Here is a 25,198-nt window from a genome sequence, read left to right as displayed (position 1 = left end):
TGCCTCATCAAAAAAGTCGAGCCGCTGCTTGGAGATGTCGCAGCCGACATAGTTCTGCACTATCATGTCCAGGCCTCTTCCTGTGGTGCGGGGTCTGCTGCTAACAGCCCCGTGCAACTGTTCAGGTTGATGGTTCAGTGGTGGGAAGGGACCGAGCCATGCCGCGGACTATCCCGAAAGGGATGACCAGGATCCTCTCGGCCTCCTTCCCACTTCAACCATACACCCGAACCAACACACAGGATCCTATGGTCTGCGCCGCGTCGCTGCGCTCCTTGCTTCGCCATAGGATGACGACTGCACGGAGGCTTCAGCCAATCGCCAACGCATGCGACCTGCCCGCAATCCTTCCGATGCGTCACTCTTGCACGAACTACAAAATCTCGGTCTTGGCGATATGGATGCCAAAGCCTTCGAGGCCGACATAGTGGCGCTCGCGCGAGGCGATCAGGTTGATTGAGGAAATGCCGAGATCCTTCAGGATTTGCGCACCGAGGCCGATCTCGCGCCATTCGTTTTCGCGGCGGCGCGCCTCTTCGTGATCCTCGCGATCGGTGGGTGCGGGCCGCTTGCGCTCCTGATGGGCGACGCCGACCGAGCCCTCTCTGAGATAGACGATGACGCCGCGCTTGCGCTCGCCCATCGCTTGCATGATGCCGTCGAGCTTGTGGCTGGTACCGAACACGTCGCTGACAACATCCTCGGAATGCAGCCGCACCGGCACATCCTCGCCGTCGCGGATGTCGCCGAAGACGATCGCCACATGGTGCATCGAATCCCAGGGCAGCGTGTAGGTGAAGACCTGCGCCTTGCCACCGGGCGTGTCGATGTCCGAACAGGCGACACGCTCGACCAGCGTTTCCTTGCGCTGGCGGTAGGCGATGAGGTCGGCGACCGAAATCTGCTTCAAACTGTGCTTTTCGGCAAAGGCCTGCACCTGCGGGCCGCGCATGACGGTGCCGTCATCGTTGACCAGCTCGGAAATGACGCCGACCGGCGGCAGGCCGGCGAGCTTGCACAGGTCGACCGCGGCTTCGGTATGGCCCGAACGCATCAGCACGCCGCCTTCGCGGGCGATCAGCGGGAAGATGTGGCCGGGGCGGACGAAATCGGAGGCGCCTACATTGCCGTTGGCGAGATTGCGCACGGTCAGCGTGCGGTCGTCGGCCGAAATGCCGGTCGTGGTGCCGTGCTTGAAATCGACGCTGACGGTGAAGGCGGTGGTGTGGGCCGAATCATTGTCGGCAACCATCGGCGACAGGTTGAGCCGCTTGGCCTCCTCGCGCGGCATCGGCGTACAGACGATGCCGGAAGTGTTGCGGACGATGAAGGCCATCTTTTCCGGCGTGCAATGGACGGCGGCGACGATCAGGTCACCCTCGTTCTCGCGCCCGTCATCGTCCATGACGACGACGATCTCGCCGCGTTCGAAGGCGCGCAAGGCTTCGACAATCTTCTTCTGGTCGTAAGGCATGTCGTCCCGCTTCCGCTGGCAAGGTTGAAGGTCAAACGCGTCCGGTCTGGCCGCGATGACGCAGATAGTGATCGGCAATGGCGCAGGCAACCATCGCCTCGCCGATCGGCACGGCGCGGATGCCGACGCAAGGGTCGTGGCGGCCCTTGGTCATGATCTCGACGTCGTTGCCGTCCTTGTCGATCGATTTTCGCGGCGTCAGGATCGACGAGGTCGGCTTGACGGCAAAGCGCGCAATGATCGCCTGTCCGGTCGAGATGCCGCCAAGAATGCCGCCGGCATTGTTGGACAGGAAGACAGGCTTGCCGTCATTGCCCATGCGCATCTCGTCGGCATTCTCTTCGCCGGTGATGCGGGCGGCCTCAAAACCATTGCCGATCTCGACGCCCTTGACTGCGTTGATCGACATCAGGCCCGAAGCGATGTCCTGGTCGAGCTTGGCGTAGATCGGCGCGCCAAGGCCCGCCGGCACGCCGTCGGCGACAATCTCGATCACCGCGCCGACCGAAGAACCAGCCTTGCGTATGCCGTCGAGATATTCGGTGAAGACTGCGACCGAGGCCGGATCAGGAGTGAAGAACGGGTTTTCGGCATCGCCGATGAAATTCCAGTTCCAGTTGGCACGATCGATCGATTTGACGCCCATCGACACCAGCGCGCCGCGCACGACCATGCCGGGCACCACCTTGCGGGCCAGCGCGCCGGCTGCCACCCGCGCCGCCGTCTCGCGGGCCGAGGAGCGGCCGCCGCCGCGATAATCGCGCACACCATATTTGGTGTCGTAGGTGTAGTCGGCATGGCCCGGCCGGTACTGGCGGGCGATCTCGCCATAGTCCTTGGAGCGCTGGTCGACATTGTCGATCTGCATCGACACCGGCGTGCCGGTGGTGATCATCGTCTCGCCATCCTCGTCGAGGATGAAGCCGGACAGGATTTTCACCTCGTCGGGTTCACGACGTTGGGTGACGAAACGCGACTGGCCCGGGCGGCGCTTGTCGAGATCGGCCTGGATTTCGGCACGGGTGAAGCGGATGCCGGGCGGACAGCCGTCGACGACGCAGCCGAGCGCCGGGCCATGGCTTTCGCCCCAGGTGGTGACACGGAAAAGATGGCCAAACGTGTTGTGAGACATGGAAGACAGCCCTGCCCGGCATCGGAGCCGGCTCAAGCCTGCCTTCTATTGGCGTTTTCCACAGGGGTCAAACTGTGATCTGGCGGATTTAGTTTTGACACATTCGGTTGGTTTCTGCTCTGTTCCATTCACCCGTTGGACACTCGCCGCCATCGTGCCGGCGCAATGACAAGAGGACGATGATGCGTAGCCTGATTGGCGCTGTTGCCGCCGTGTTGCTGATTTCCACCGCCGCCTATGCCGGCCAGACCGAAGGCCTGATCAAGACGATCGACAAGGACGCGCTGACGCTGACGCTGGAGGACGGCAAATCCTACAAGCTGAACGCTGAAACCGATCTCGATGCACTGAAGCCGGGCATGGATATCGTCATCGCCTATGACGTGAGCAATGGCGAGAATGTCGTCACCGACATGGAACTGCCGGATACCGAGTAAGATTTTCCGACACCAGCCTTTGCAAGGCGCTTGCGCCATTTTGGAACGGCTGAGCCTTCGTCTGTCATCACCCCGTTTCGACTCCCGGCGCTGAAGCGCTTGGGTAAAGGCTGACCCTTGCCAGCGCCGTTTCTTGGGCGCAATCTCAGTTCGCAGATAAAGCCACGGTGGATTTCTACCACCATCAGAAGATCGGCGATGGGCCCGAACAATGTGCAGCGACTGCAAGCGCAAAGGGGTCGACCGGAGGGATTTTCTCAAGGTCGGCGCGGGGCTCGTCGCGATCGGTTTTGGTGGGGTTTCCTGGTCGGCACGCGCCGCAGAAGCTGAGCCCGCTCTGCCCCCCGATGAAGCGCTTGCCGCGCTGAAATCCGGCAACGAACGCTACGTCAGCCACCCGGAACTCTGCTCGATCGACCTTGCCGCGCAGCGGAACGCTGTCGCCGCACATCAGGCGCCCTGGGCCACGATCATCAGTTGCGCCGACAGTCGCGTTCCGCCGGAGTTGATCTTCGGCGGCCACGGCATTGGAGAACTGTTCGTCGCCCGCAATGCCGGCAATCTCGCCGACACAGCCACGCTCGGCACGGTCGAATACGGCGCGGCGGTACTCGGCTCGCCGTTGATCGTCGTCCTCGCGCACACAAGCTGCGGCGCCGTCAAGGCGGCTTGCGACGTGGTCGCCAAGAACGCCACCTATCCGGGCGCGATCGGCCCAATGATCGAACCAATCCTGCCGGCGGCGATCGCCGTGCAAAGCGAAAAGGGCGATTTCGTCGACAACGCCGCCAAAGAGAGCGCGCGCAGGACCGCGCGGCGGCTGACCGTTTCGAGCAAGCTGTTGGCCGGTCTCACCGCGGCGGGGACGCTGAAGATCGTCGCGGCGATCTATGACCTACAAACGGGTGAGGTGACCTACATCGATTGACAGCTACAGCCACTCCAGGCTCCGGCCATCCAGCCGGAGCAGCCGATCCTGCGGCACTTCCAGGCGCGCCGCCTCTCGTTCGGAAACACCTTCCACCAGACGAAACAAGGTCCGTATGACGCCGCCATGGGTGACGCAGACCGTCTGGCGGTCGAGCGCATCGAGCCACGGCCTTATCCGTTCGAGCAGCATCTGGTAGCTCTCAGCGCCCTCGCCCGGCGGCTGAAAATTCCATTTGTCCCGACGGCGCGCCTTGGTCGAGCCGGGATTCCTGGCCTCGAGTTCGGCAAAGGTGAAACCCTGCCAGTCGCCAAAGTGCACCTCGACCAGCCGCGGATCGGTGCGGTAGCCGTGCGGATCGAGATGCATCGCCGCACGGATGCGCTCCATCGTCTCGCGCGTGCGGCGCATCGGGCTGGCGACAAAGTCGAAATCTTCGGGGTTATGGACAAATTCAGCCAGATGTCGGCCATTTTCAGTCGCCTGCTCGCGGCCGAGCGCGTTGATGTCTGTATCGGCCTGCCCTTGTAGCCGGAAGTCAGCGTTCCACTGCGTCTGGCCGTGGCGCACGATGTAGACGAGCGGATACATCAGGTCTTTCGGAGATACGTCGTTCAGGCGGAGGCGGAGGGCTAGTCCTTGACGGTCGAAATATCCGGTGCGTCGACCGCCTTCATGCCGACGACATGATAGCCGGAATCGACATGATGGATCTCGCCGGTGACGCCGCGCGACAGGTCGGACAGGAAATAGACGCCGGAATCACCGACCTCCTCCTGCGTCACCGTCTGCTTCAGCGGCGAATTGTATTCGTTCCACTTCAGGATGTAACGGAAGTCGCCGATGCCGGACGCGGCAAGCGTCTTGATCGGACCGGCGGAGATGGCGTTGACGCGGATCTTCTTGCCGCCTAGGTCGACGGCGAGATAGCGCACGCTGGCCTCCAGTGCCGCCTTGGCGACGCCCATGACGTTGTAATGCGGCATCACTTTTTCGGCACCATAGTAGGTGAGCGTCAGCAGCGAGCCGCCATCGGTCATCAGCGCCTCGGCGCGCTTGGCGATGGTGGTGAAGGAATAGACGGAAATGTCCATGGTGCGCAGGAAGTTGTCGCGCGTCGTCTCGACATAGCGGCCGGTCAGCTCGTCCTTGTCGGAAAAGGCGATGGCGTGGACGAGGAAATCGAGCTTGCCCCAGTGCCTGGCGATGTCGGCGAACACCGCATCGAGGCTTGCCGGATCGGTGACGTCGCAATGGCCGGCGACATGGGCGTTAAGCTCCGCTGCCAGCGGCTCGACGCGCTTCTTGAACGCCTCGCCCTGATAGGTCAGCGCGATCTCAGCGCCATGGTCGACGCAGGCCTTGGCGATGCCATAGGCGATCGACCTGTTGTTCGCGACGCCAAGGATAAGCCCGCGTTTGCCGGCCATAATGCCCTGTCCACCCGCCATGTGAGCGCTCTCCGCAAGATTTTCTGCTTTGTGGAGAGAGCCTATCGCACAGGCACAGAGTCCCTTCAAGCGCACAAAACCGACAGTTCGGGGGAGAAAATGCCGGCTCTAGCCTTTTCGACCGCGCATCAGCGCCTCGAGTTCGCTGTCGCCGCCCTCCGGCAGCATCAGCCGCACATGGGCATAGAGATCGCCGTGACCACCGGCTTTTTCCGGCAGGCCACGGCCCTTCAGCCGCAAAACCTTGTCCGAGCTCGACCAGGCGGGAACGTTGACCGCCAGCTTGCCGGTCGGCGTCTCGACCGGCACCTTGGCGCCCAGCACGGCATCGGCCAGCGTCACCGGCAGGTCGGCATGCAGGTCGCGGCCCTCGACGCGGTAGCGCGGATGGCGGCGGATGTGGATCTTGACCAGCGCATCGCCCGGCTGCCCCGGTCCTTGCTCGCCCTGCCCCTTCAGCCGGATGGTCTGTCCTTCCTCGACATAGGTGGGCAACTTGACCGCGACCTTGCGGCCGTCCGGGAACATCGCCGTCACCTTCTCGGCGGTCGCCGCTTCCTCGATGGTGACGTCAAGCGTCACGTTGAGGTCGGCGCCGGTCGGCGCCTGGCGGCGGTCGCTCGCGCCGGCACCGCGCTGCCCGGAGAAGGCATCGCCGAAGATCTGGCTGAAGATGTCGCTGTTGCCGTCGAACGGATCGCCGCCCGGACGCCCCGAACGAAATTCGAATCGCGAGCCCCCCGCGCCACCCTGCTGGCGGCGAAAACCGGCGAAGGGATCGCCGCCGCCCGCCGCACCCTCAAAACCCTGGAAGCGCGGCTTGCCGTCGCCGTCGATCTCGCCGCGATCGAAAGCGGCGCGGTTCTTCTCGTCGCCGACGATCTCGTAAGCCTGGTTGGCAGCGGCAAACCGGTCCTTCGCCTTGGGATCATTCGGATTCTGGTCCGGATGATGCTTCTTGGCGAGTTTGCGGTACGCCGATTTTATGTCCTTGGCCGATGCGTTCTTGGCAACGCCCAGCACCTCATAGGGGTCGCGCATGATTCCTGCCTGCAAGAGGGGTGAATTTACAGTCGCCTTTTATATGCGTCTGTATAGGAAGAAATTCCAGTGCCGTGAACCTGATATCGACGTGAATATCAGAGCGCCTTGAAGTCCTGCACGCGCCAGGCACCGGCACCGGCCAGGCACACCTCGCCCTGGAACATGGTGACGCCGTCGAAGCTCTCTCGCGAGGCTTTGAAGCGGCGGCACGTCTGGCCCTTGTCCTTGAGTTCGACCAGCTCGGTGATCGAACCGCGCGACCCGGTGCCGGAATTCGCCCAGGGCACCGCCTGTCCGGCAAGTTCCTCGATGTCGGCGGAAGACACGGCGTTGCGGATGGTAGTCTGGTCGGAGGCGCGGTCCTGATCGAGCGGCGCGGTCGGGTCAGGCGCACTTGAGGTGAGGAGCGAACGGTCGACCTCGGCCTTTTCGAGGCTGAAGCCGCCTGCCCCGCAAGCGGCGAGCGGCAAAGCGGTCGCCACGATCGCAGCCCTCATGATCGCAGCTTTGGCGCTGGCCGAAGCGATAACGCTCCAGTGCCTGCTGTCAAAAGCTTGCGCGATACGCGACAACAGGCAATCTCCTCCGCCAACTGTAATTATTTGGGAAAACTATGAGCGACTCAGAGTTAACAAGCGGTGACTTTACCGAGGCCGGCGAGCCTTTCCGCCTCTTTGCCGCATGGCTGGACGATGCGACGAAAGGCGAAGTCAACGACCCCACCGGCGTGGCGCTGGCGACCGTCGATGCCGATGGCATGCCGAATGTGCGGATGGTGCTGCTCAAGGGGTTCGATGAGGAGGGGTTTGTGTTCTACACGAATTTCGAGAGCGCCAAGGGCCGCGAGATTCTTGGCAACATGAAGGCGGCGATGTGTTTCCACTGGAAATCGCTGCGCCGGCAGGTGCGCATCCGCGGGCCGGTGGAGATCGTCAGCGATTCCGATGCCGATGCCTACTATGCGACGCGACCGCGCGGCAGCCGCATCGGCGCTTGGGCCTCGAAACAGTCGCGGCCGCTGGAAAGCCGCTTCGCCCTGGAAAAGGCCGTTGCCGAATACACGGCGCGCTATCCGATCGGCGAGATTCCCAGGCCAAAGCACTGGTCCGGCTTCCGCATCGTGCCGCAGACGATCGAGTTCTGGCACGACCGGCCGTTCCGGCTCCACGACCGCGTCGTTTTTTCCCGTAACGCCAAGGGCGGTTGGGACAAGACGAGGCTTTATCCATAGGTGTTTCCTAAAAGCCATCTCGGCTGAAAGGGTGTCCCCATGAACCTGTTCCTTGCCTTTCTCGGTGTCTCGTTCTTCGTGATTGCCACGCCCGGCCCCGACACCGCCATCACCATTCGCAACACCTTGCTCGGCGGACGCATGGGCGGCGTGTTTACCGCGCTTGGCATTTCCAGTGGCCAGATAATCTGGGCTCTGGCCACCAGCGCGGGCATCGTCGCGCTGCTCGTCGCTTCAGAACCTCTGTTCCTTGCTGTCAAATATGTAGGTGCCGTCTATCTCGTCTATCTCGGCTTCAAGGCGTTGCAAGAAGCGGTTCGACCATCACATCGCCAGGGTGCCGGCGCTGTTGTCGGACCAGCACGACGGCTGACGGCGGCAAACGCCTATCGGCAGGGTTTGATCAGCGATCTCGGCAATCCCAAGATGGCTGTGTTCTTCGCCAGCCTGTTGCCACAATTCGTGCCGTCGGGCGGGGAGAGTTTTTCAGCGTTGCTCGGTCTCGGAGCGGTCTTCGCCGTCATGACGTTCACCTGGCTGGCACTCTACGCAACGCTGGTCGCCAAGGCGGGAGATTTCCTGCGCCGCCCATCGATCCACCGTTGCATCGAAGGCGTGACCGGCTTCGTGCTGATCGGGTTGGGCATCCGTATCGCGACCGAGCACCGGTAGGCTGGCCAGCTAGAGCAATTCCAGGAAAAATGTGAAACGGTTTTCCCGGGAAAAGCGCGCAGCGCTTTCCCTTGGGAATTGCGTCAAAACAAAGAGATAACGCGGTTCTGCGTTTCCGTGAAACGATGAACCGCTCTACTCGCGACTGAGCTTCAAGGTGCAAATCGGCGCTTCACCCACCCGGCCCTGCGGGCCGACCTTGATCTACCTCTTTCTGGTCATGAACGCGGTGAGCGCTGCGCGCGCCTCGTCCGACTTCAGCCGCTCGCGAAAATGCGCGCTTTCCTCACCAATGCGGGCGACGAGGTCGTCGCGCGAGCCGCGCATGAGGTCGCGGGCAATCTTCAGTGCCTGCGGCGGCTTGGCCGCGATCTGGCCGGCCGCGGCGAGAACCGAGGCTTCGAGCCCATTTTCCTCGACCACTTCGTAGATCAGTCCGGCGGCTTTCGCCCGTTCGGCCGAAAAACCCTCGCCGAGGCCAAGCAGTGCGAAGGCGCCCTGCCGTCCAAGTATTTGCGGCGCGAGCAGGCTCGACCCCGCCTCGGGCACCAGGCCAAGATCGACAAAGGGTGTGCGGAAGACCGTGCGCGGCGTGGCGAAGGTCAGGTCACAATGCAAGTTGAGGGTCGTGCCGATGCCGACAGCAATGCCGTCGACGCCGGAAACCATCGGCTTCTCCGCCTTGGCCAGCGCCAGCAGGAAGTCCCAGACCTCGGTGCCACCATCGCCGCCGGTGGCGACAACCAGGAAATCGGCGAGGTCGTTGCCTGAGGAGAAGGCGCCGGGAACACCGAGAAAAACATGCACTCGGACCGCCGGATCGGCATCGCCTTCGGTCAGCGCCGCCGACATCGTCGCGTACATGGCGCGCGTCAGCGCGTTCTTCTTGTCGGGACGGTTCATGCGGATGATCTGGATGGCGCCCTGGCGCTCGACGAGGATGTGGTCTGTCACGGTCTTTTCCTTGTAAACGTCAGGCGGAGATCAGTGTCTTGCCGGCAAGAGCAAGGCTTTCGGCGCCGTCGAGAATGCGTGCCTTCAACGCCTGTGCCTCGCCAAGCAGGTTTTCAGCGAAGAAGCGGCAAAGGGCGATGCGGCTCTGGTCGGCAAGCGCGCCGCGCGCCAGATAGGCGCCGCCAGCGGCAAGCGAGATCAGCCTGAGATAGGGCGTGGCGCCGGCCAGCGCCTCGTCGGAGCGACCGTCGGCCAGCAATTTCTGCAGGAAGCGCGTCGCTTGCGTGAGATCGTCGAGCGCCTGGTCGAGCGTATCGGCGGTGCGGCCAAAACCCTCAAGGTTGGAGGTGCGCACAGCATTGGCAACAGCGGCCAGTTCTGCAATGTAGCCATGCACGTGCTCGCCACCGCCGAGCGGCAGTTTGCGCGCCACCAGATCGATCGCCTGGATGCCGTTGGTGCCCTCATAGATCGGTGCGATGCGGGCGTCTCGATAGAGCGCTGCCGCACCCGTCTCCTCGATGAAACCCATGCCGCCATGGACCTGCAACCCAAGCGAAGCGACATCGACGCCGACATCGGTGGAAAAGGCCTTGGCCAGCGGCGTCAACAGGTTGGCGCGGTCGCGCCAATGCGTCGCCGCGTCGCCGATCGATACACGCGCGCTGTCGATGGCGTGGGCGCAGGAATAGCTGATGGCACGCGCGATCTGGGTCAGCGCCTTCATGGTCAGCAGCGTGCGCTGCACGTCCGGGTGGTGGACGATCGGCGCCATGCCGGCCCCACTGTAGCTTGCGGCCTTGCCTTGCCGGCGGTCATTGGCATAGGCGATCGCCTTTTGCGTCGCGGCTTCGGCGACGGCGACGCCCTGCATGCCGACGCAAAGCCGGGCATTGTTCATCATGGTGAACATGCAGGCGAGGCCCTTGTTCTCCTCGCCGATCAGCCAGCCGATCGCGCCGGGTACAGCACCCTCAAAGCCATCGCCATAGATCATGGTGCAGGTCGGCGAAGCATGGATGCCCAGCTTGTGCTCGAGCCCGGAGCAGAAGACATCGTTGCGGGCGCCGAGCGAACCATCGTCGCCGACCAGGAATTTCGGCACCAGGAACAGCGATATGCCGCGGGTGCCAGCGGGTGCATCGGGCAGCCGCGCCAGCACCAGATGGATAATGTTGTCGGTGAAATCGTGCTCGCCATAGGTGATGAAGATTTTCTGGCCGAAGATGCGATAGGTGCCGTCGCCGACTGGCTCGGCGCGGGCGCGCAAGGCAGCGAGGTCGGAACCCGCCTGCGGCTCGGTCAGGTTCATCGTGCCCATCCATTCGCCGGACACGAGTTTGGCCAGATACTTCGCCTTCAGCGCCTCGGAAGCATGCTTGTCCAGCGCTTCGACCGCACCCATGGTCAGCGTCGGGCCGATGCCGAAGGCCATGGCGGCGGAGTTCCACATTTCGAGCGCGGCGACGCCGAGCATGGTCGGCAGCGCCTGGCCGCCAAACTCTTCAGGCCCCGACAGCGCGTTCCAGCCGCCGTCGATCCAGTGGCGATAGAGCGCCTTCCAGCCGGGCGGCATGGTAACGGCGGCGCCCTTCAGCGCGGCACCTTGCTCGTCGCCGATCTTGTAGAGCGGCGCCACCTCTTCGCTGGCAAAGCGGCCGGCCTCGGCCAGGATGGCGTCGACAAGATCTTCGCCGAGATCGCCAAAAGTGCCGGCATCGAGCGCCGGCTTGAGCCCGGCGACGTGCTTCAGCGTGAAGGCAATATCCTCGACCGGTGCCTTGTACATGCCGCTTGCTCCTCCCTACCTTTGCGGGCCGACCCTAGGACCAGCGCGGCCGCAAAACCATCCGCCTTTGGGCGGTCTCCCATCTTCTTTTTACGTAAACGTCAAACTTTGTCACGCGGATTTTGCAAAAGAAGCCTCCCTTGAAATGTACGGTCAATCACCGTACATTCATGCCTAAGAGGTGAAATGATGCCAAACCAACAGACCCGTACTGCCCGTCTTGAAGCTCGTATTTCGCCAGATATGCTGAGTGTGGTGAAACGTGCAGCCGAAATCCAGGGCCGCAGCGTCAGCGACTTCGTGGTCTTCGCGGCACAAGAAGCTGCACAACGCACCATTGAGGAGACTGCTATCATCCGCCTGTCCATCGAGGATCAGCGCGCTCTGGTAGAGGCCATTCTCAATCCGCCCGAACCCAATGAAGCGTTGCGTAAGGCGGCCGCCGCCTACAAGCGACTTGTCGTCGAATCCCGGTGAGCCTCAAGCTGATCATCGAGCCGCTCAGCGGATCGCATGATCGCACGACTTTCAGTTGTGGTGTGTTGGCGCTCGACCGCTATCTCAGTGAACAAGCGAACCAAGACATCAAACGTCGGGTCAGCAATTGCTTCGTTGCCGTTGATGGCAACGGCAGTGCTGTTGCGGGCTACTACACCCTGGCGGCGTCAAGCGTGCCCATCGCATCGTTGCCGGAAGACTTGACGAAGCGCCTGCCCCGCTATCCCGTCCTGCCCGCGATATTGATCGGCAGACTGGCGGTCGACACCCGATACCAAGGACGGCAAGTCGGAACGGCGCTGATCGTGGACGCGTTTCGACGCAGCGTCCAGGCAGCGCCTGCGTCCTTTGCGTTGATCGTTGATGCCAAGGATGATCAGGCTGCCGCTTTCTATCGCAAGCATGGCTTCATGCCATTTGAGAGCCGCCCGCTGTCGCTGTTCCTGCCCATAGCCACAGCGTTGAAGCTCTTTGGCTAACGTCGCCGTGCTCTGAACGGCCCCCTCCTCTGCTGATCCGCCGATAAGCATTTCCTTAACCATAGCGGTTCACCATCGGTGTTTGGTCAGCGGGGACACCCTGTTTGAAAACGCCGGCGCATCTTTTTCGCCGCTCAGCGCTCGCTCTCGCGGCGATGGTGGCGCTGACATCGGCCGCACAGGCCTCGGATTTCGCCGAGCCGTGGAAGAACGCCGACCGCGCACTGGTCATCGACGCCTACGAATACAATTCCATCGACTGGGCGCAAATGGCCACCGACAAGCGCGTCGTCGGCTTCATCAACAAAGCCTCCGACGGACTGCCGCCGCCCTATTTCTGCTCCGGCGACGAGACCGAGGTGCGACTCTGCAAGACGCTGTGGAAACGCTATGCGGTGACCCGCGAACTGTTCCAGACGCGCAAGGTGGTGGCCAAGGCGCTCGGTCTGAAATGGGGCGCCTATCACCTCGCCCGCCCCGGCAATCCGGTCGATCAGGCCAACAGTTTCATCGATTTCGCCGAACCGGCGCCGGACGAGCTGATGGCCCTGGATGTCGAGGGCAACGACCCGACGCAATGGATGTCGCTCGAGGATGCCGAGGAGTTCGTGCGCCAGGTGCATCGACGCATCGGCCGCTTCCCGGTGCTCTACACCAATGGCAAGACAGCCCAGTACATCGCCGACAACCGCTACAAGTACCGGCTGCTGTCGCGGCTGCCGCTCTGGTACGCGCGCTACAAGTCCGACATCGACGTGCATTTTCCGATGGGCAACTGGCAAGGCTACGCGCTGTGGCAGTTTTCGGCGCAAGCCAATTGCGGCCGGTTGCGTTGCCCCTACCGGGTCGCCGGCACGCCCAACGATATCGATGTCAGTGTGGCGCCGATGGATGCAGCTGCACTGCGCCAACAATGGGCCTTTGGCGGCCTGATCGACGTGCCGGCGGACTACCTCGCTTCGATACCGGTGCCGGTTTCGCGCGAGGCGGGCCTGGCCGGCAATGTCACCATCACCTACGCATCGGTGGCGACACCACCGACGGTCGAGGAGATGGTCGCGGTCATCGGCGCACGCTGGTCGAGGTTCCGCGACGGCTTCCGCATGCCGGTGGTGAAGACGGTACCGCGGCGGCCGAATTTCGGTATTGTCCAATATGTCGCCTGGAAGCGGACCGAGCAGCGTTCGCCGGCACAGCTCGAGGCCGCCTTCACCGCGGCGGCCGACCCGGTCAGCACGGCTTCGACGGGACTCGACCGCACCAGTGGCAACGGCCCGTCTCGCCCATTTTAGAGCCGTGTTGAGGTTCAGCGAACCTTTTCACGCGCGATCGCCTGCCAGCCGATGTCGCGGCGGCAGAATCCATCCGGCCAGTCGATGCGGTCGAGCGCGGCATAGGCTTTTTTCTGCGCCTCGCCGACGGTCTTGCCGGTCGCGGTGATGTTGAGCACGCGGCCGCCATTGGCGACCAGCGCGCCGCTGTTGATGGCGGTGCCGGCGTGAAAGATCTCGACGCCATCGCTGGCGGCTCCGCCGAGCCCGCGGATGACCGAGCCCTTTTCCGGTGTGCCGGGATAGCCCCTGGCCGCCATCACCACGGTCAATGCCGCCTCGTCGCGCCAGCGCACCGAGGTATGGGCAAGCTGACCATCGGCGGAAGCATTGAGCAGAACCAGGAGATCGTCCTTCAACCGCATCATCAGCACCTGGCATTCCGGGTCGCCGAAGCGGGTGTTGTATTCAATCAGTTTCGGGCCCTGGTCCGATATCATCAGCCCGGCAAACAGCACGCCTGAAAACGGCGCGCCTGTTTCAGCCATGCCGCGCATGGTCGGCTCGATGATCTCGCGCATGGTGCGGTCGATCATCTCTGCGGTCATCACCGGCGCCGGCGAATAGGCGCCCATGCCGCCGGTGTTGGGGCCGGTGTCGCCGTCGCCGACGCGCTTGTGGTCCTGCGCAGTGCCGAAGGGCAAGGCCGTAACGCCGTCGCACAGGCAGAAGAAACTCGCCTCCTCGCCGGTGAGGAACTCCTCGACCACCACTTCGGCGCCGGCCTGGCCGAAGGAGCCGTCAAAACAGGCATCGAGCGCCGCCAGCGCCTCATCCAGCGTCATGGCAACGGTGACGCCCTTGCCGGCGGCGAGACCATCGGCCTTGATGACGATCGGCGCACCCATCTTTTCGACATAGGCTTTCGCCGCAGCCAGATCGCCGAAGCGGCCATAGGCAGCGGTCGGGATGTTGTATTTCGCACAAAGATCCTTGGTGAAGCCCTTCGAGCCTTCCAGCCGCGCCGCAGCCTTCGAAGGGCCGAAGACGCGGATATTTGCGGCGCGCAGGTCGTCGGCAATGCCGGCGACCAGCGGCCCTTCCGGCCCGACCACGACGAGGTCGATTTTCTTCTCCGCGCAGAAGGCTGTCACCGCCGCATGATCGTTGATGTCGAGCGTCACCAGCTCGGCTTCGCGGCCGATGCCCGGATTGCCGGGCGCGGCGTAGAGTTTGGTCAGCAGCGGCGACGCGGCAAGCTTCCAGGCCAGGGCATGTTCGCGGCCGCCGGAGCCGATCAGTAAAACGCGCATGCCAACATCCCTTGCCATTCCAAGACAAGGACTGCGCTATTGCCCGCCGGGCGATGGGTCAAGACTTTTGCGGCCCTCAAGACCAATTGCGCACGGGAACGTTGGGCATCGACGTCCCCGATGCATGGAACTCGCCAGCTTCCGTCAGCTCTGGAAGACGACTTAGCTGCTGAAGATGGTGGGGAACCAGTCCTCGCGCAGTTTCTGTCCCGGCTTCATGTCGTGGCCGGGATAGGGCGGAGAGGTGCGGCCGGGCCGCTCGACATAGCGCGCATCGTCGCCGACCCAGCGCAGCGACAGCGCCCGGCGCCGGGCCGCGGTCATGTTGCCGCGCGCGCCATGCGCGGTCCGGAAGTCGAACAAGATGGCGTCACCCGGTTCCATCTCCCATTCGAGAACCTTCAGGGAAGGATCGTTGTCGGGATCGGGCACCGGGAGATAGTCGCCCTCGCCGGCATAGAAATTGCTGTCGTCGAGCCAGCGCACCGGCAGGATCATCTTGTCCCATTTGTGCGAGCCGGCGATCACCCGCAATGTCGCCTCCTTCACCGGGTCGATGGGAATCCAGAAGCTCACGGTCTGCTTGCCATCGACAAAGTAGTAGGGAATGTCCTGATGCCAGGGCGTCGGCTTCTGCGTGCCGGGTTCCTTGACCAGCACGTGGTCGTGGAAGAATTGGGCGGAGCGCGATTGCATCACCGCCGCGGCCAGTTCGGCGGCCGGCGATTCCCGCACCACTTTTGCGAATTCGGGAATGCGCTCCCAGTTGCAATAATCGTCGAAGAAACTGCCGCGGCCATTGGCGATGTCCGACGCGGTGGCGCTTCGGTTCTGGATGTTGCGCTCGATGCCGGCGGCGATGGTGTCGACCCAGTCCTTGAAGGCGCCACGGATGCAGACCGCGCCATCGCGCTGGTAGTCGGCAATTGTCTCGGCATCGATGTGTTGGGCAGCCATCGGTTCGCTTCCTTCTCAAGGGATGGCCGACTATCGCAGCCGCTGCCCATCAGGTAAAATAATAACTTTCCATGCAACACATAGAAACAGACTATGAATTTGACCTTGATACAGCTGCGTTATCTCGTCGCCGTGGCGCGTCGCGGCAGCGTCACCGCGGCGGCGCGAACGCTCAACGTCTCGCAGCCGTCGATTTCGGTGGCCATCGACAATGTCGAAAAGAATTTCGGCCAGAAACTGTTTGTCCGCCAGCGCGGCAGCGGCATCTCGCTGACCTCGTTTGGCCGGACAGCGGTGGCGAAGGCGAAGCAGGTGCTGGCCGAGGCGGACGAGCTTGCCGGCTTGGGATCGCGCGAGGCGGCTGTCGCCGGCGAGCTGGTGCTGGGATGTTTCGAGGACCTGGCGCCCTATTTCGCGCCGGCTCTCATCCGCGCCTTCTCAGAACGCTGCCCGGGCGTCGAGATCGTCGTCCGCGACGAGACGTTCGAGACGCTGGGACGGCGGCTGAGCGACTCTGCCATCGATCTCGGCCTCAGCTATGATCTTGGCCTGCCCAGCCATTTCGCCCGCATCCTGCTGCACGAACTCAGGCCGCATGCGCTGCTGCCGGCCGGGCATGCGCTGGCCAGCCGTGCGACCGTCAGCCTGGCGAATCTCGCGGCCTATCCATTGATCACCACCGACCAGCCGCACAGCTGGCAGCATATGCTCGACCTGTTCAGCAGCCGTGGCCTGTCGCCGGTGGCTGACACCAGGACAAGCTCGTTCGAACTGCAGCGCAGCATGGTGGCCAATGGTTTTGGCGTGGCCGTCAGCTACACCAGGCCGCATGGTGACTTGAGTTATGACGGCCTGCCGCTGATCTGCAAACCGCTCTCTGACCCGCTGCCCATGCAGCGGATCATCCTGACCCACGACACGCGCCAGCGCCTGTCGAATGTCGCGCTGGCCTTCATCGATGTGGCGAAAGGCTGGTTCTCCGCCCACGATATTTTCACCTGATCAGATCGGTCTTGACGGCTTTCGCCGCTGCTGCCACTCCAGCGGGATGGAAACCGTGCAATCGAAAGCTGCGCAGGGCCGCGTCGCCGACGCCCCGAGCGGCCATTGGGTCTACCGCGTTCTGCCGCGCTGGCTATGGCCCTTTGCGCAGCTCGCCCGATGGGACCGGCCGATCGGCTGGCAGTTGCTGTTGTGGCCCTGCTGGTGGTCCGCCGCCCTTGCGGCAACCGCCTATCCCCGACCCGGCGATCCACTGCTCTCGCTGCTGCCGGCACCATGGTATCTCGTGCTGTTCCTGATCGGCGCCATTGCCATGCGCGGCGCCGGCTGCACCTACAACGACCTGGTCGACCAGGACATCGACAACCAGGTCGAGCGCACGCGCTCGCGGCCGCTGCCGTCGGGCAAGGCGACACGCCGGCAGGCCTGGATATTCCTCGTCATCCAGGCTTTGGTCGGCCTGACGGTGCTCTTGCAATTCAACGACTTCGCCATCCCGCTCGGCATTTCTTCGCTGGTCATCGTCGCCGTCTACCCGTTCATGAAGCGGTTCACCAACTGGCCGCAGCTGGTGCTTGGCCTCGCCTTTTCCTGGGGCGCGCTGATGGGATGGGCGGTGGAGTTCGGCGATCTCGATGGCCCTGCCGTCATGCTCTATATCGGCTCGATCCTGTGGGTGATCGGCTATGACACCATCTATGCGCATCAGGACAAGGAAGACGACGCCATCGTCGGCGTACGCTCGACCGCGCGTCTGTTCGGCGACAACACCAAGACCTGGCTCGTCGGGCTCTATGGCGGAGCGCTGGTCTGCTTTGCCATCGCCTTCGCCTCGGCGCAGGCGCCGGTGCCGGCGCTGGCCGGGCTGATTGCCGCCGGCGCCCATATGGCGCGGCAGATATCGAGGCTGGATATCAACAATCCGGACCAGTGCCTGCTTCTGTTCAAATCGAACAACCAGGTCGGCTGGCTGATCTTTCTCGGCCTGCTCGGCGGCGCGCTGTGGGTGACGCTGAAGCCGCTGGTGTAAGGGCCTATTCGCGCGAAATAATCTCCAGGCCGTCGACGACCAGCCTGAGGCCGAGGTCACCGGCCCTGCGGCGGGCAAGGAAGCGCGGGCGGCGCGTGGTCGAGACGCGGCCCTTGCGGCGGTCCTGCGGCGGCAGCGCCTTGATGGCGGCGCCGAGCGATTCCTCCAGCGTGCGGGCAATGCCGTCGGCTTCGATCAGCAGCATCTGCAGGCGATAGGCGTCGGCCCAGGCGCGCCAGTCGGCGGCGACATCGTCGAGATCGTCGGCGACCAGCAGCGGCACCGACAGCATCGGATCATTGTGCAGAAGTTCCAGCGTCACCGTGACATTGCCTTCCGGATCCTCCATCGCGCGGGCGGCGACGCCGCGAAACGCGTTGGCGGGCAGAGCGATGATCGCCGGCACGCCGCTCATCTCCAGCGTGCGACGGATGACGGCGCCACGCTGGTCGATGGTGAAGGTCACGTCGCCATAGTCGTCGCGGGTGGCATAGCTTACCACTTGCGGCAGGCGGAATGGGTCGAGACGCATGTTGCGCCCAGCCCAAACGGGCTTCAGTACACTGTTCATTTAACGCCTTCCTGTCTTCTCCTGAGAGCCGTTTTGCGGGTCTCTCCGGGCCGGTTTTCCCTGCCTCGTTGTGGAGAATATTAGGCCGGGCTTCTTACCGCCCGGCTTAAGAAAGTCGGTTAAATTTTGCTGATCTCAGGGGATGGTTATCGGAATGAGACCGAACACAAGATGTCGAAAGGATCAGATAACCTTACCGGGATTCATGATGCCGGCCGGGTCGAAGGCCGCCTTCACCCTGCGCATCAAATCGATCGCCATCGGCGGCGCGGTCGCGATCAATTCGTCGCGCTTCAACTGGCCGATACCGTGCTCGGCCGAGATCGAACCGTGAAAGGAGCGCACGACATCGTGCACCGCATGGTTCATGGCGTGGTAGAGGCCGAGAAAGGCCTCGTCGTCGCCGTCGATAGGCCGCGAGATGTTGTAGTGCAGATTGCCGTCGCCCATGTGGCCGAAGCAGACCACGCGCGCACCGGCGCTGACCGAAGCTACGGCGCCAGCCGCCTTTTCGATAAACCCAGGGATCGATGCCACAGGCACCGAGATGTCATGCTTGATCGAGGCCCCCTCGGGCTTCTGCGACTCGGGCAGCACCTCGCGGAAATTCCAAAAGGCGTCGCCCTGCGCCAGGCTTGCCGCAATCACCGCATCGCCGACGATGCCTTGCTCGAGGCCGGCTGACAGCATCTCCTCGATCAGCGCCTTGGCATCATCGGCCGAGCGGCCGGAGGAAACCTGCATCAGCACATACCATGGCCAATCCTCGGCCAGCGGCCTTGTAACGCCTTGCGCGTGAAGAAGTGTGAAGTCGTAGGGCCGCCTGCCGATCAACTCGAAGGCGGTGAGTGCGGCGCCGGCATGGCCCATCGCCAGGCTGAACAGGGCAAGGGCTGCTTCAGGCGACGACAGGCCGGCAAAGGCCACTTCGCGACCCTTGGGCTTGGGGAACAGCTTGAGCACGGCGGCGGTGATGACGCCAAGCGTGCCTTCGGCGCCGACAAACAGGTTCTTCAGATCGTAGCCGGTGTTGTCCTTCTTCAGCTTGCGCAGATCGTCGAACACCTCGCCGGTCGGCAGCACCACTTCGACGCCGAGGCAGAGTTCACGCGCATTGCCGTAGGCAAGCACGCCGGTGCCGCCGGCATTGGAGGAGAGATTGCCGCCGATCTGGCAGGAGCCTTGCGCGGCGAGCGACAGTGGAAACAGCCGGTCGGCGGCATCGGCCGCTTCCTGCAGCGTCTGCAGGATGACGCCGGCCTCGACGGTCACCGTGTTGGAGAGGACATCGATCTCGCGGATGCGGTTCAGCCGCGACAGCGACAGCACGATTTCGCGACCGGAGGTGTCCGGCACCTGGGCGCCGACCAGGCCGGTGTTGCCGCTCTGCGGCACGATGGGCGTTCCCGTCTCGCTCGCCAGGCGCATGATGCGGCTGACCTCGTCGACGCTGCCGGGCCTCAGCACAAGTGCTGTCCTGCCGTGCCACAGTCCGCGCCGCTCGGTGAGGTAAGGCGCGATATCCTGCTGGTCGCGCAGCGCATATTTGTCGCCGACGATGGACGCGAAGCGATCGATGAGGGCGGGGTCGAGATCTGCGAGAATTTTGGTCATGGCTGGAAGCTATGTCTCGGATGCGGAGATGTCACGCGGGGCGGCGGCGCGCGCAAGCCGGTCGTTGATCGCTTCGCCCAACCCGTCGAAAGGGATTGGCTCGACGGCAATGCTTGTCGCGCCGCTGCGGTCGAGCTCCTGAAGGTGTGCGAAGAGATTGCTGGCGGCTTCGCGCAAATCGCCTGATACAGAGAGGTTGCGCACAGCCGCCGCGCCTTGCCAGCCTTCGGCACGGCGGCCGCCAAAGGCCAACAGTGCTTCGTCCCTGGTGATTTTTTCGGCATTGAGCCGCACCGCCGCACCCGGCGCATAATGCGAGGCCAGCATGCCGGGCGCCTCAATGCCCGCTGTCGCGCCGCGCAGCAGTTTTGTCCCCGCGATCGCTTCGATCTCCTCGGCGGCGATGCCGCCCGGTCGCAGCAACCGCACTGTTGCGCCTTCGACCTTGACGATGGTCGATTCCAGCCCGACCGGCGTCGCGCCGCCATCGACCACCAGCCTGATCCTGGCACCGAGATCGGCGACCACGGCCTCAGCCGTGGTGGCGCTGATTTTTCCAGAGGAATTGGCGCTGGGCGCCGCCAGTGGGTGGCCAAGCCTGGCGATCAATTCGCCGCCAAAGCCTTTCGGCATGCGCAGTGCGATCGTGTCCAGCCCGGCGGTGACCAGCGGATGGATGCCGTTGCCGGGCCGCTGCGGCAGCACCAGCGTCAGTGGCCCGGGCCAGAAGGCCTGCGCCAGCCTTTTCGACAGGGGATCGAACAGCGCAATGCGCTCGGCCATCGCCAGATCGGCGACATGGGCAATCAGCGGATTGAAGCGCGGGCGGCCCTTGGCCTCGAAAATGCGCGCCACGCCGATGCCATTGGTCGCGTCGCCGGCCAGCCCATAGACCGTTTCGGTCGGGATGGCGACGACGTCGCCACCTTCGAGCAACGCCAGCGCCCGCTCCATCGCCTCGCCGGCGGCAACTATCTCAGCCACTGTCATCACCTCGCAGATGCCGGGTGCGTAGTACGCTGGCGCTTATGGGGCAAGTCCGGGCGTTGGCGAATTATCAATCCCTAAAATGCTATGCTTCCTCGCAAGCCGGCATCAATTCCCTAACGCTATGGTGTCGGCTTCATGGGCAAGGGGAGTATCATGGTGTCGGTGCGTATGCTTGGAGCGCTTGGTTTTACCCTGGCGGCGATGACCGGCGGGGCACAGGCCTCTTCAATTCTCGTTCTCGGCGCATCGACGTCGACGCCGTCCGTGGTCAGGCTTGGCTCGGCCGAACCGGTGAAGATCGCTGCCTACACCACGCCATCGATCGTGGCACTCGGCGACCCTGAGCCGGATGTCACCTTTGAAAAGGTCGCGGCGATCCCGGAAAAGCCCAAACACAAATCCGGCTCCACGCAACCTCCGATGATCATTCGTGGCGGCGTTGTCGGCGGCGCCTTCGCGTCGCCCGCCGCACCGGCCAAGGCCACGACAGCGGCCGCGCCGGCAACCGGCACCAAACCTGTGGCTGATACCAAGCCTGCAGGAGAAACGACCGCAACGAACGGCAAGCCACAGCCTGAAACACAATCGCAGCCTCAACCGGCAGCGACGGTTCCGCCAGCGACACCGCCGGGACCCCCTGCAGAGAAACTCATGTAGACTGTTCGGCTTGACGCCGATCCGCCGGCCGGCGCACCATCATGCCAAAGCGCCGCGCCGGGTTTCCCGGCTCAGGACACAGGGGGCTATCATGAAGGCTAGATCATTTACCGTCGCCGGCCTGTTGCTGGCATCATTGCTGGGCACGGGAGCTGCCCGCGCCGATGACATGCTGGGGTCCTATGTCGCGCGCATTTCCGATCGGGACCACCATGCCAGCGATGGCTACGAACTGGACAGTGCCGCGCAGATGGTGCGGCAGGACCGCGCCAACTGGCACAAGTTTCACCGGCGCGACGCCGATGATCAGGGTGACGACTGGTTCAGCAGCAATGACGACCGCGCGAATTTGCAGCGCATGCTGCAGCGCGGCGGCGCGATGAGTTCCTCGACCAAGCGCGCCATCGTCAATGGCGAGCCGTTGATCCAGGTCGACGTCTACGAAGACAGCGTGCACGTCAGCATTCTGGAGGATTGACTTCGTCAACCTCGGGAAGACTGACAAGGTCAGCATCCGGGACTGAAAAAACAGGGCGGCTGATGAGCCGCCCTGTTTCGTCACTGCAGTCGGTCGAGAAATCTCAGGCCGCTTCATCCTTGTCGTCGGCGGCCTCGTCGGACTCGTCCTTCTCGTCAGCGTCGTCGCCTTCGGCCTTCACGCTGTCGTCGTCCTCGTCGTCATTTTCTTCGTCGTCGTCTTCGTCCTCGTCGTCGCCTGAGAGGACGGCAGCCTTGTCGTCGTCTTCGTCGGTGTCTTCGCTGCCTTCGTCATCGCCATCCTCGTCGTCATCCGACAGATCGGCAGCTTCGATCGCAGCGGCAGCGGTTTGATCGAGGGTCGTTTCGGAAGCGGATTCAAGCGCCTCGGCGTCGCCCGAGGTTTCTTCTGTCACTTCGATTTCGTGAGCGGAATTCATGGAAGCCTCCGTGGGGTTGGAGAACATGTCCCTTTTGCCACGGAGAGATCATCGTCATATGACTGTAAGCCGGCTCGAACGCCCGGCCGGCAGATTTTTTTCAGCTGTTTTGTTTGAGCATGATCTTGTCCGAAAACCGGTTCCCACTTTTCGGGATCATGCTCTTAGCCAGCTATCTTCGAGAAATCCGCGACCTGATCGGTCGCCGCGCGGATGCGGGCGAGCAGCGCCAGGCGGTTGGCGCGCACGGTCTGGTCCTCATCATTCACGAGAACACGCTCAAAGAATGAATCAACCGGTTCACGCAACACGCTAAGCGCCAGCATGGCGGCGGAAAAGTCTTCATTCTGAATCGCTTCGCCGGCTTGCCTCTCAGCCTGATTCACCGCCGCAAACAGCGATTTCTCGGCATCCTCCCTGAAAAGAGCCGGCACAACAGTGCTTGCAATCGCCGTTTTCTTCTTCTCCTCGGCGGCAAGAATGTTGGCCGCGCGCTTGCTGCCGGCGAGCAGGTTTCTGCCATCCTCGGTGTCGAGGAAGGAGCCCAGCGCTTCGACGCGGCGCACGATCTGCAAGAGGTCGTCGGACTGCGGCGTGATCACCGCGTCGATCAGATCGTGCCGAGCGCCCTGGTCGCGGAGGTAGACTTTGAGGCGGTCGTGGAAGAAGGCGAGGAGGTCACCAATGAATGGGACCAACGAAGCTTGCAGCTCCATTATGCGCTGACCGTCGAAGAATTCTCGCTCCGGATCGGAAGCGCCAAAGGTTTTGGCAATCGCCTTCTCGAGGCCGTCCTTCACCAGCTCAGCGACAAGACCCGCTTCCGGCAAGAGACAGCTCGTGCCTCTGTAGTCGCGAATGCGAGAATCCAGCATGGCCACCACGCCACGACTTTCGGCGCCCTCACCGAGACGTTCATATGCGGCGAGCGCCGATGAAACCGTCGCCGCTATGGCAACGCCAAAGGAAAGCTTGATCCTGTTTTCGAGTACGATCCTGACCACTCCCAGCGCCGCCCTTCGCAGCGCATAGGGATCCTTTGACCCCGTCGGCTTTTCGTCGATGGCCCAGAAACCGACCAGCGTATCGAGCTTGTCGGCGAGCGCCACGGCAATCGAGACCGGATCGGTCGGCACACGGTCGGACGGACCTTGTGGTTTGTAGTGCTCCTCGATCGCCGCTGCGACGGACGCGTGCTCGCCCTGGAGCAGCGCATACTTACGGCCCATGGCGCCCTGCAGTTCCGGGAACTCGCCCACCACTTCGGTGGTGAGGTCGGCCTTCGCCAGCACCGCAGCGCGCTTGGCGAGCGCGGGAATCTCCCCCCTCGAGGGGGAGAGGTCGCCGAAGGCGACAGAGGGGGTCGGCACGACGGGGTGCGACTCCTTCTCGCGGACAGAAGATGCCGGCGCTTCACGCGCGGCAACCCCCTCTGGCCTGCCGGCCATCTCCCCCTCGAGGGGGGAGAGCGACTTCGCCACGATCGGCGCCAGTTCTTCAGCGAGCCGGGCGATCCGCTCCACCCGCTCACCCTGGGTGCCGAGCTTGGCATGGAAGGTAACGCCGAGATGGTCGAGGCGGGCCATGCGCTGGTCGAGCGGCTTTTTCAGATCGAGGGCGAATTTTGCCGCCGACGCCTGCAACTGGTCGAGATCGGGAACGTTGCCCTGGTCGGTCTTCCAGAAATACAGCGCATCGGACAGGCGGGCGCGCACCACCTTGCCGTTGCCGTGGGCGATCTCCTTGCCGCCATCCTTGGCCTCGATGTTGGCGGTCAGGATGAAGCGGTTGGAAAGGCCTTCACTGGTGCCTTGCGGGCGCGTGACAAAACACTTCTGGTTGGCGCGGATGGTCAGCCGTATCACCTCGGCCGGAATGGCGAGAAAATCCTGCTCGAACTCGCCCATCAGCACGACCGGCCATTCGACCAGGCCTGACACTTCCTCCAGCAGCCCCTCGTCCTCGACCAGGTCGAGCCCGTTGGCGAAGGCGAGGTTCCTGGCATCGGCGAGGATGATCTCCTTGCGCCGGTCGCCATCGAGCACGACCTTGGCCGCCTCCAGCTTGGACACATAGTCATCGAAGCGACGCACGGTGATGGCATTCGGCGCGTGAAAGCGATGGCCGTAGGTGACATTGCCCGCACGAATGCCGTCGATCTCGAAATCGACCACCACCGGCTCCTCGGTCTCCGGGCCGAAGGTGCACAGGATCGACTGCAGCGGCCGCACCCAGCGCAAAGAGCCGGGTTTCGCCGAGGCCGGCCCCCAGCGCATCGATGTCGGCCAGGGGAAGCTGCGGATGATAGCCGGCACCAGTTCGGCGATGATTTCTTCCGCCGCCCTGCCCGGCTTGGAGATGTGGGCGACATAGAAGTCCCCCTTCTTCGGGTCGGAATGAACATGCGCCTCGGCAATCGAAGCCAGCCCGGCCTTGCGCAGAAATCCCTGCACGGCCTGTTCCGGCGCCGTCGTCGACGGCCCCTTGATCTCCTCGTGAATGTCCTTCGAGCGCGCGGTCAGGCCCCTGATGTCGAGCGTGAGCCGCCGCGGCGTCCAGTATTCGCGCGCGGCGTCATAGGTCAGCCCGGCCTCAACCAGACCGTCGGTCAGCATCTTCCTGAGATCGCCCGCCGCCTTGCGCTGCATGCGGGCAGGGATCTCTTCCGAGCGGAGTTCTAGAAGCAGGTCAGGCATGGATAGGGCTCACGCGGCAATGGTCCGGGCGGGGCATAGCAACTCGGCTGGCCGCTGTCACCCTTTCCAGAAATTTTGACCGTGCTGTCGG

At 63.4% G+C, this 25,198-nt stretch carries 26 protein-coding genes; 11 read left to right on the top strand and 15 right to left on the bottom strand.

Translation table 11 applies throughout. The features are described from left to right. Positions 1-373 precede the first annotated feature (373 nt). Together ribB and aroC are read right to left on the bottom strand one after the other, a co-directional pair. Positions 374-1,474, bottom strand: a complete 1,101-nt coding sequence (ribB, locus tag AC1DVW_RS21480; RefSeq protein ID WP_477271821.1) for a 3,4-dihydroxy-2-butanone-4-phosphate synthase — start codon at positions 1,472-1,474, stop codon at positions 374-376. Positions 1,475-1,505: 31 nt separating this feature from the next. After that, positions 1,506-2,606, bottom strand: a complete 1,101-nt coding sequence (gene aroC / locus AC1DVW_RS21475) for a chorismate synthase (RefSeq protein ID WP_477325704.1) — start codon at positions 2,604-2,606, stop codon at positions 1,506-1,508. Positions 2,607-2,788: 182 nt separating this feature from the next. Between aroC and AC1DVW_RS21470 the strand changes: the two genes are divergently transcribed. Together AC1DVW_RS21470 and AC1DVW_RS21465 are read left to right on the top strand one after the other, a co-directional pair. Beyond that, the gene (locus tag AC1DVW_RS21470) at positions 2,789-3,043 is read left to right on the top strand and encodes a DUF1344 domain-containing protein (RefSeq protein ID WP_477243520.1); all 255 of its coding nucleotides are present in this window, start codon (positions 2,789-2,791) and stop codon (positions 3,041-3,043) included. Positions 3,044-3,254: 211 nt separating this feature from the next. After that, positions 3,255-3,971 (top strand): carbonic anhydrase, encoded by a 717-nt coding sequence (locus tag AC1DVW_RS21465; protein ID WP_477325702.1) that lies wholly within the window; start codon positions 3,255-3,257, stop codon positions 3,969-3,971. A gap of 3 nt (positions 3,972-3,974) precedes the next feature. Here AC1DVW_RS21465 and AC1DVW_RS21460 read toward each other — a convergent pair whose 3' ends face one another. The 4 genes from AC1DVW_RS21460 to AC1DVW_RS21445 form a co-directional block, all read right to left on the bottom strand. Beyond that, positions 3,975-4,562 carry a histidine phosphatase family protein gene (locus tag AC1DVW_RS21460; RefSeq protein ID WP_477325700.1) on the bottom strand — a complete coding sequence of 196 codons (588 nt, stop codon included), beginning with the start codon at positions 4,560-4,562 and terminating at the stop codon, positions 3,975-3,977. Between the two features lie 41 nt (positions 4,563-4,603). Continuing rightward, positions 4,604-5,422 (bottom strand): enoyl-ACP reductase FabI, encoded by an 819-nt coding sequence (gene fabI, locus AC1DVW_RS21455; protein ID WP_477325698.1) that lies wholly within the window; start codon positions 5,420-5,422, stop codon positions 4,604-4,606. A gap of 108 nt (positions 5,423-5,530) precedes the next feature. After that, the gene (locus AC1DVW_RS21450) at positions 5,531-6,463 is read right to left on the bottom strand and encodes a DnaJ C-terminal domain-containing protein (RefSeq protein ID WP_477325696.1); all 933 of its coding nucleotides are present in this window, start codon (positions 6,461-6,463) and stop codon (positions 5,531-5,533) included. A 98-nt stretch (positions 6,464-6,561) separates the two neighbouring features. Then, a complete protein-coding gene (locus AC1DVW_RS21445; RefSeq protein ID WP_477325694.1) occupies positions 6,562-7,038 on the bottom strand; it encodes an RT0821/Lpp0805 family surface protein in 477 nt (158 codons plus the stop codon). Between the two features lie 41 nt (positions 7,039-7,079). On the opposite strand from AC1DVW_RS21445, the gene pdxH reads away from it, so the two are divergent. Next, entirely contained in the window at positions 7,080-7,697 is a 618-nt protein-coding gene (gene pdxH / locus AC1DVW_RS21440; protein ID WP_477325692.1) for a pyridoxamine 5'-phosphate oxidase, read from the top strand. Positions 7,698-7,736: 39 nt separating this feature from the next. Next, the gene (locus AC1DVW_RS21435; RefSeq protein WP_477325690.1) at positions 7,737-8,369 is read left to right on the top strand and encodes a LysE family translocator; all 633 of its coding nucleotides are present in this window, start codon (positions 7,737-7,739) and stop codon (positions 8,367-8,369) included. Between the two features lie 204 nt (positions 8,370-8,573). Here the strand turns inward: AC1DVW_RS21435 and AC1DVW_RS21430 are convergent, their stop codons facing one another. Together AC1DVW_RS21430 and AC1DVW_RS21425 are read right to left on the bottom strand one after the other, a co-directional pair. Continuing rightward, positions 8,574-9,323, bottom strand: a complete 750-nt coding sequence (locus tag AC1DVW_RS21430) for a crotonase/enoyl-CoA hydratase family protein (RefSeq protein ID WP_477325688.1) — start codon at positions 9,321-9,323, stop codon at positions 8,574-8,576. 19 nt (positions 9,324-9,342) lie between these two features. Then, a complete protein-coding gene (locus tag AC1DVW_RS21425; protein WP_477325686.1) occupies positions 9,343-11,112 on the bottom strand; it encodes an acyl-CoA dehydrogenase in 1,770 nt (589 codons plus the stop codon). A 189-nt stretch (positions 11,113-11,301) separates the two neighbouring features. Between AC1DVW_RS21425 and AC1DVW_RS21420 the strand changes: the two genes are divergently transcribed. The 3 genes from AC1DVW_RS21420 to AC1DVW_RS21410 all read left to right on the top strand — a co-directional run bounded on the left by AC1DVW_RS21420 (position 11,302) and on the right by AC1DVW_RS21410 (position 13,381). Then, the gene (locus AC1DVW_RS21420; RefSeq protein WP_477243502.1) at positions 11,302-11,589 is read left to right on the top strand and encodes a type II toxin-antitoxin system TacA family antitoxin; all 288 of its coding nucleotides are present in this window, start codon (positions 11,302-11,304) and stop codon (positions 11,587-11,589) included. Next, positions 11,586-12,089 (top strand): GNAT family N-acetyltransferase, encoded by a 504-nt coding sequence (locus AC1DVW_RS21415; protein WP_477325684.1) that lies wholly within the window; start codon positions 11,586-11,588, stop codon positions 12,087-12,089. Before AC1DVW_RS21420 ends, AC1DVW_RS21415 begins: the two co-directional genes overlap by 4 nt. Positions 12,090-12,244: 155 nt before the next feature. Beyond that, a complete protein-coding gene (locus AC1DVW_RS21410; protein WP_477325725.1) occupies positions 12,245-13,381 on the top strand; it encodes a glycoside hydrolase family 25 protein in 1,137 nt (378 codons plus the stop codon). 14 nt (positions 13,382-13,395) lie between these two features. Here AC1DVW_RS21410 and purD read toward each other — a convergent pair whose 3' ends face one another. Together purD and AC1DVW_RS21400 are read right to left on the bottom strand one after the other, a co-directional pair. Further along, positions 13,396-14,673, bottom strand: a complete 1,278-nt coding sequence (gene purD, locus AC1DVW_RS21405) for a phosphoribosylamine--glycine ligase (protein ID WP_477325682.1) — start codon at positions 14,671-14,673, stop codon at positions 13,396-13,398. Positions 14,674-14,835: 162 nt separating this feature from the next. Further along, complete coding sequence (locus AC1DVW_RS21400) at positions 14,836-15,630, bottom strand: phytanoyl-CoA dioxygenase family protein (RefSeq protein WP_477325680.1); 795 nt, start codon at positions 15,628-15,630, stop codon at positions 14,836-14,838. A 93-nt stretch (positions 15,631-15,723) separates the two neighbouring features. Here AC1DVW_RS21400 and AC1DVW_RS21395 point away from each other — a divergent pair, with 93 nt between their 5' ends. Together AC1DVW_RS21395 and ubiA are read left to right on the top strand one after the other, a co-directional pair. Beyond that, the gene (locus AC1DVW_RS21395) at positions 15,724-16,632 is read left to right on the top strand and encodes a LysR family transcriptional regulator (protein ID WP_477325678.1); all 909 of its coding nucleotides are present in this window, start codon (positions 15,724-15,726) and stop codon (positions 16,630-16,632) included. A 46-nt stretch (positions 16,633-16,678) separates the two neighbouring features. Continuing rightward, positions 16,679-17,662, top strand: a complete 984-nt coding sequence (gene ubiA / locus AC1DVW_RS21390) for a 4-hydroxybenzoate octaprenyltransferase (RefSeq protein ID WP_477325676.1) — start codon at positions 16,679-16,681, stop codon at positions 17,660-17,662. 4 nt (positions 17,663-17,666) lie between these two features. Here the strand turns inward: ubiA and AC1DVW_RS21385 are convergent, their stop codons facing one another. The 3 genes from AC1DVW_RS21385 to AC1DVW_RS21375 all read right to left on the bottom strand — a co-directional run bounded on the left by AC1DVW_RS21385 (position 17,667) and on the right by AC1DVW_RS21375 (position 20,831). Continuing rightward, complete coding sequence (locus AC1DVW_RS21385; protein ID WP_477243492.1) at positions 17,667-18,233, bottom strand: DUF6101 family protein; 567 nt, start codon at positions 18,231-18,233, stop codon at positions 17,667-17,669. 183 nt (positions 18,234-18,416) lie between these two features. Next, on the bottom strand, positions 18,417-19,847 hold the full coding sequence (locus AC1DVW_RS21380; protein ID WP_477325674.1) for an FAD-binding oxidoreductase: 1,431 nt from the start codon (positions 19,845-19,847) through the stop codon (positions 18,417-18,419). Positions 19,848-19,856: 9 nt separating this feature from the next. Continuing rightward, the gene (locus AC1DVW_RS21375; RefSeq protein WP_477243488.1) at positions 19,857-20,831 is read right to left on the bottom strand and encodes an L-threonylcarbamoyladenylate synthase; all 975 of its coding nucleotides are present in this window, start codon (positions 20,829-20,831) and stop codon (positions 19,857-19,859) included. A gap of 141 nt (positions 20,832-20,972) precedes the next feature. Between AC1DVW_RS21375 and AC1DVW_RS21370 the strand changes: the two genes are divergently transcribed. Together AC1DVW_RS21370 and AC1DVW_RS21365 are read left to right on the top strand one after the other, a co-directional pair. Further along, positions 20,973-21,494: a hypothetical protein gene (locus AC1DVW_RS21370; protein WP_477325672.1), complete on the top strand. Its 522-nt coding sequence runs from the start codon at positions 20,973-20,975 to the stop codon at positions 21,492-21,494. A gap of 91 nt (positions 21,495-21,585) precedes the next feature. Then, a complete protein-coding gene (locus AC1DVW_RS21365) occupies positions 21,586-21,972 on the top strand; it encodes a hypothetical protein (protein WP_477243484.1) in 387 nt (128 codons plus the stop codon). A 103-nt stretch (positions 21,973-22,075) separates the two neighbouring features. Here AC1DVW_RS21365 and AC1DVW_RS21360 read toward each other — a convergent pair whose 3' ends face one another. Beyond that, a complete protein-coding gene (locus AC1DVW_RS21360) occupies positions 22,076-22,411 on the bottom strand; it encodes an ATPase (RefSeq protein WP_477243482.1) in 336 nt (111 codons plus the stop codon). Between the two features lie 164 nt (positions 22,412-22,575). After that, entirely contained in the window at positions 22,576-25,107 is a 2,532-nt protein-coding gene (gene glyS / locus AC1DVW_RS21355) for a glycine--tRNA ligase subunit beta (RefSeq protein ID WP_477325670.1), read from the bottom strand. Positions 25,108-25,198: the final 91 nt, after the last annotated feature.

The organism is Mesorhizobium sp. P3_B5 (assembly GCF_056402815.1).
Note: the sequence above shows the minus strand (reverse complement) of the source record. Positions and strands in the feature narration are given on the sequence as shown.

Excerpts from the sequence above, each read along its gene's own strand:
- AC1DVW_RS21435 (WP_477325690.1), top strand. The coding sequence starts at position 7,737 with ATGAACCTGTTCCTTGCCTTTCTCGGTGTCTCGTTCTTCGTGATTGCC.
- AC1DVW_RS21380 (WP_477325674.1), bottom strand. The coding sequence starts at position 19,847 with ATGACCAAAATTCTCGCAGATCTCGACCCCGCCCTCATCGATCGCTTC.
- AC1DVW_RS21425 (WP_477325686.1), bottom strand. The coding sequence starts at position 11,112 with ATGTACAAGGCACCGGTCGAGGATATTGCCTTCACGCTGAAGCACGTC.
- AC1DVW_RS21400 (WP_477325680.1), bottom strand. The coding sequence starts at position 15,630 with ATGGCTGCCCAACACATCGATGCCGAGACAATTGCCGACTACCAGCGC.
- fabI (WP_477325698.1), bottom strand. The coding sequence starts at position 5,422 with ATGGCGGGTGGACAGGGCATTATGGCCGGCAAACGCGGGCTTATCCTT.
- AC1DVW_RS21410 (WP_477325725.1), top strand. The coding sequence starts at position 12,245 with ATGGTGGCGCTGACATCGGCCGCACAGGCCTCGGATTTCGCCGAGCCG.
- AC1DVW_RS21420 (WP_477243502.1), top strand. The coding sequence starts at position 11,302 with ATGCCAAACCAACAGACCCGTACTGCCCGTCTTGAAGCTCGTATTTCG.
- purD (WP_477325682.1), bottom strand. The coding sequence starts at position 14,673 with ATGCGCGTTTTACTGATCGGCTCCGGCGGCCGCGAACATGCCCTGGCC.
- AC1DVW_RS21360 (WP_477243482.1), bottom strand. The coding sequence starts at position 22,411 with ATGAATTCCGCTCACGAAATCGAAGTGACAGAAGAAACCTCGGGCGAC.
- AC1DVW_RS21385 (WP_477243492.1), bottom strand. The coding sequence starts at position 18,233 with ATGAACAGTGTACTGAAGCCCGTTTGGGCTGGGCGCAACATGCGTCTC.
- AC1DVW_RS21395 (WP_477325678.1), top strand. The coding sequence starts at position 15,724 with ATGAATTTGACCTTGATACAGCTGCGTTATCTCGTCGCCGTGGCGCGT.
- AC1DVW_RS21470 (WP_477243520.1), top strand. The coding sequence starts at position 2,789 with ATGCGTAGCCTGATTGGCGCTGTTGCCGCCGTGTTGCTGATTTCCACC.
- AC1DVW_RS21450 (WP_477325696.1), bottom strand. The coding sequence starts at position 6,463 with ATGCGCGACCCCTATGAGGTGCTGGGCGTTGCCAAGAACGCATCGGCC.
- AC1DVW_RS21465 (WP_477325702.1), top strand. The coding sequence starts at position 3,255 with ATGTGCAGCGACTGCAAGCGCAAAGGGGTCGACCGGAGGGATTTTCTC.
- ubiA (WP_477325676.1), top strand. The coding sequence starts at position 16,679 with ATGGAAACCGTGCAATCGAAAGCTGCGCAGGGCCGCGTCGCCGACGCC.
- glyS (WP_477325670.1), bottom strand. The coding sequence starts at position 25,107 with ATGCCTGACCTGCTTCTAGAACTCCGCTCGGAAGAGATCCCTGCCCGC.
- AC1DVW_RS21365 (WP_477243484.1), top strand. The coding sequence starts at position 21,586 with ATGAAGGCTAGATCATTTACCGTCGCCGGCCTGTTGCTGGCATCATTG.
- aroC (WP_477325704.1), bottom strand. The coding sequence starts at position 2,606 with ATGTCTCACAACACGTTTGGCCATCTTTTCCGTGTCACCACCTGGGGC.
- AC1DVW_RS21460 (WP_477325700.1), bottom strand. The coding sequence starts at position 4,562 with ATGTATCCGCTCGTCTACATCGTGCGCCACGGCCAGACGCAGTGGAAC.
- AC1DVW_RS21370 (WP_477325672.1), top strand. The coding sequence starts at position 20,973 with ATGGGCAAGGGGAGTATCATGGTGTCGGTGCGTATGCTTGGAGCGCTT.
- pdxH (WP_477325692.1), top strand. The coding sequence starts at position 7,080 with ATGAGCGACTCAGAGTTAACAAGCGGTGACTTTACCGAGGCCGGCGAG.
- ribB (WP_477271821.1), bottom strand. The coding sequence starts at position 1,474 with ATGCCTTACGACCAGAAGAAGATTGTCGAAGCCTTGCGCGCCTTCGAA.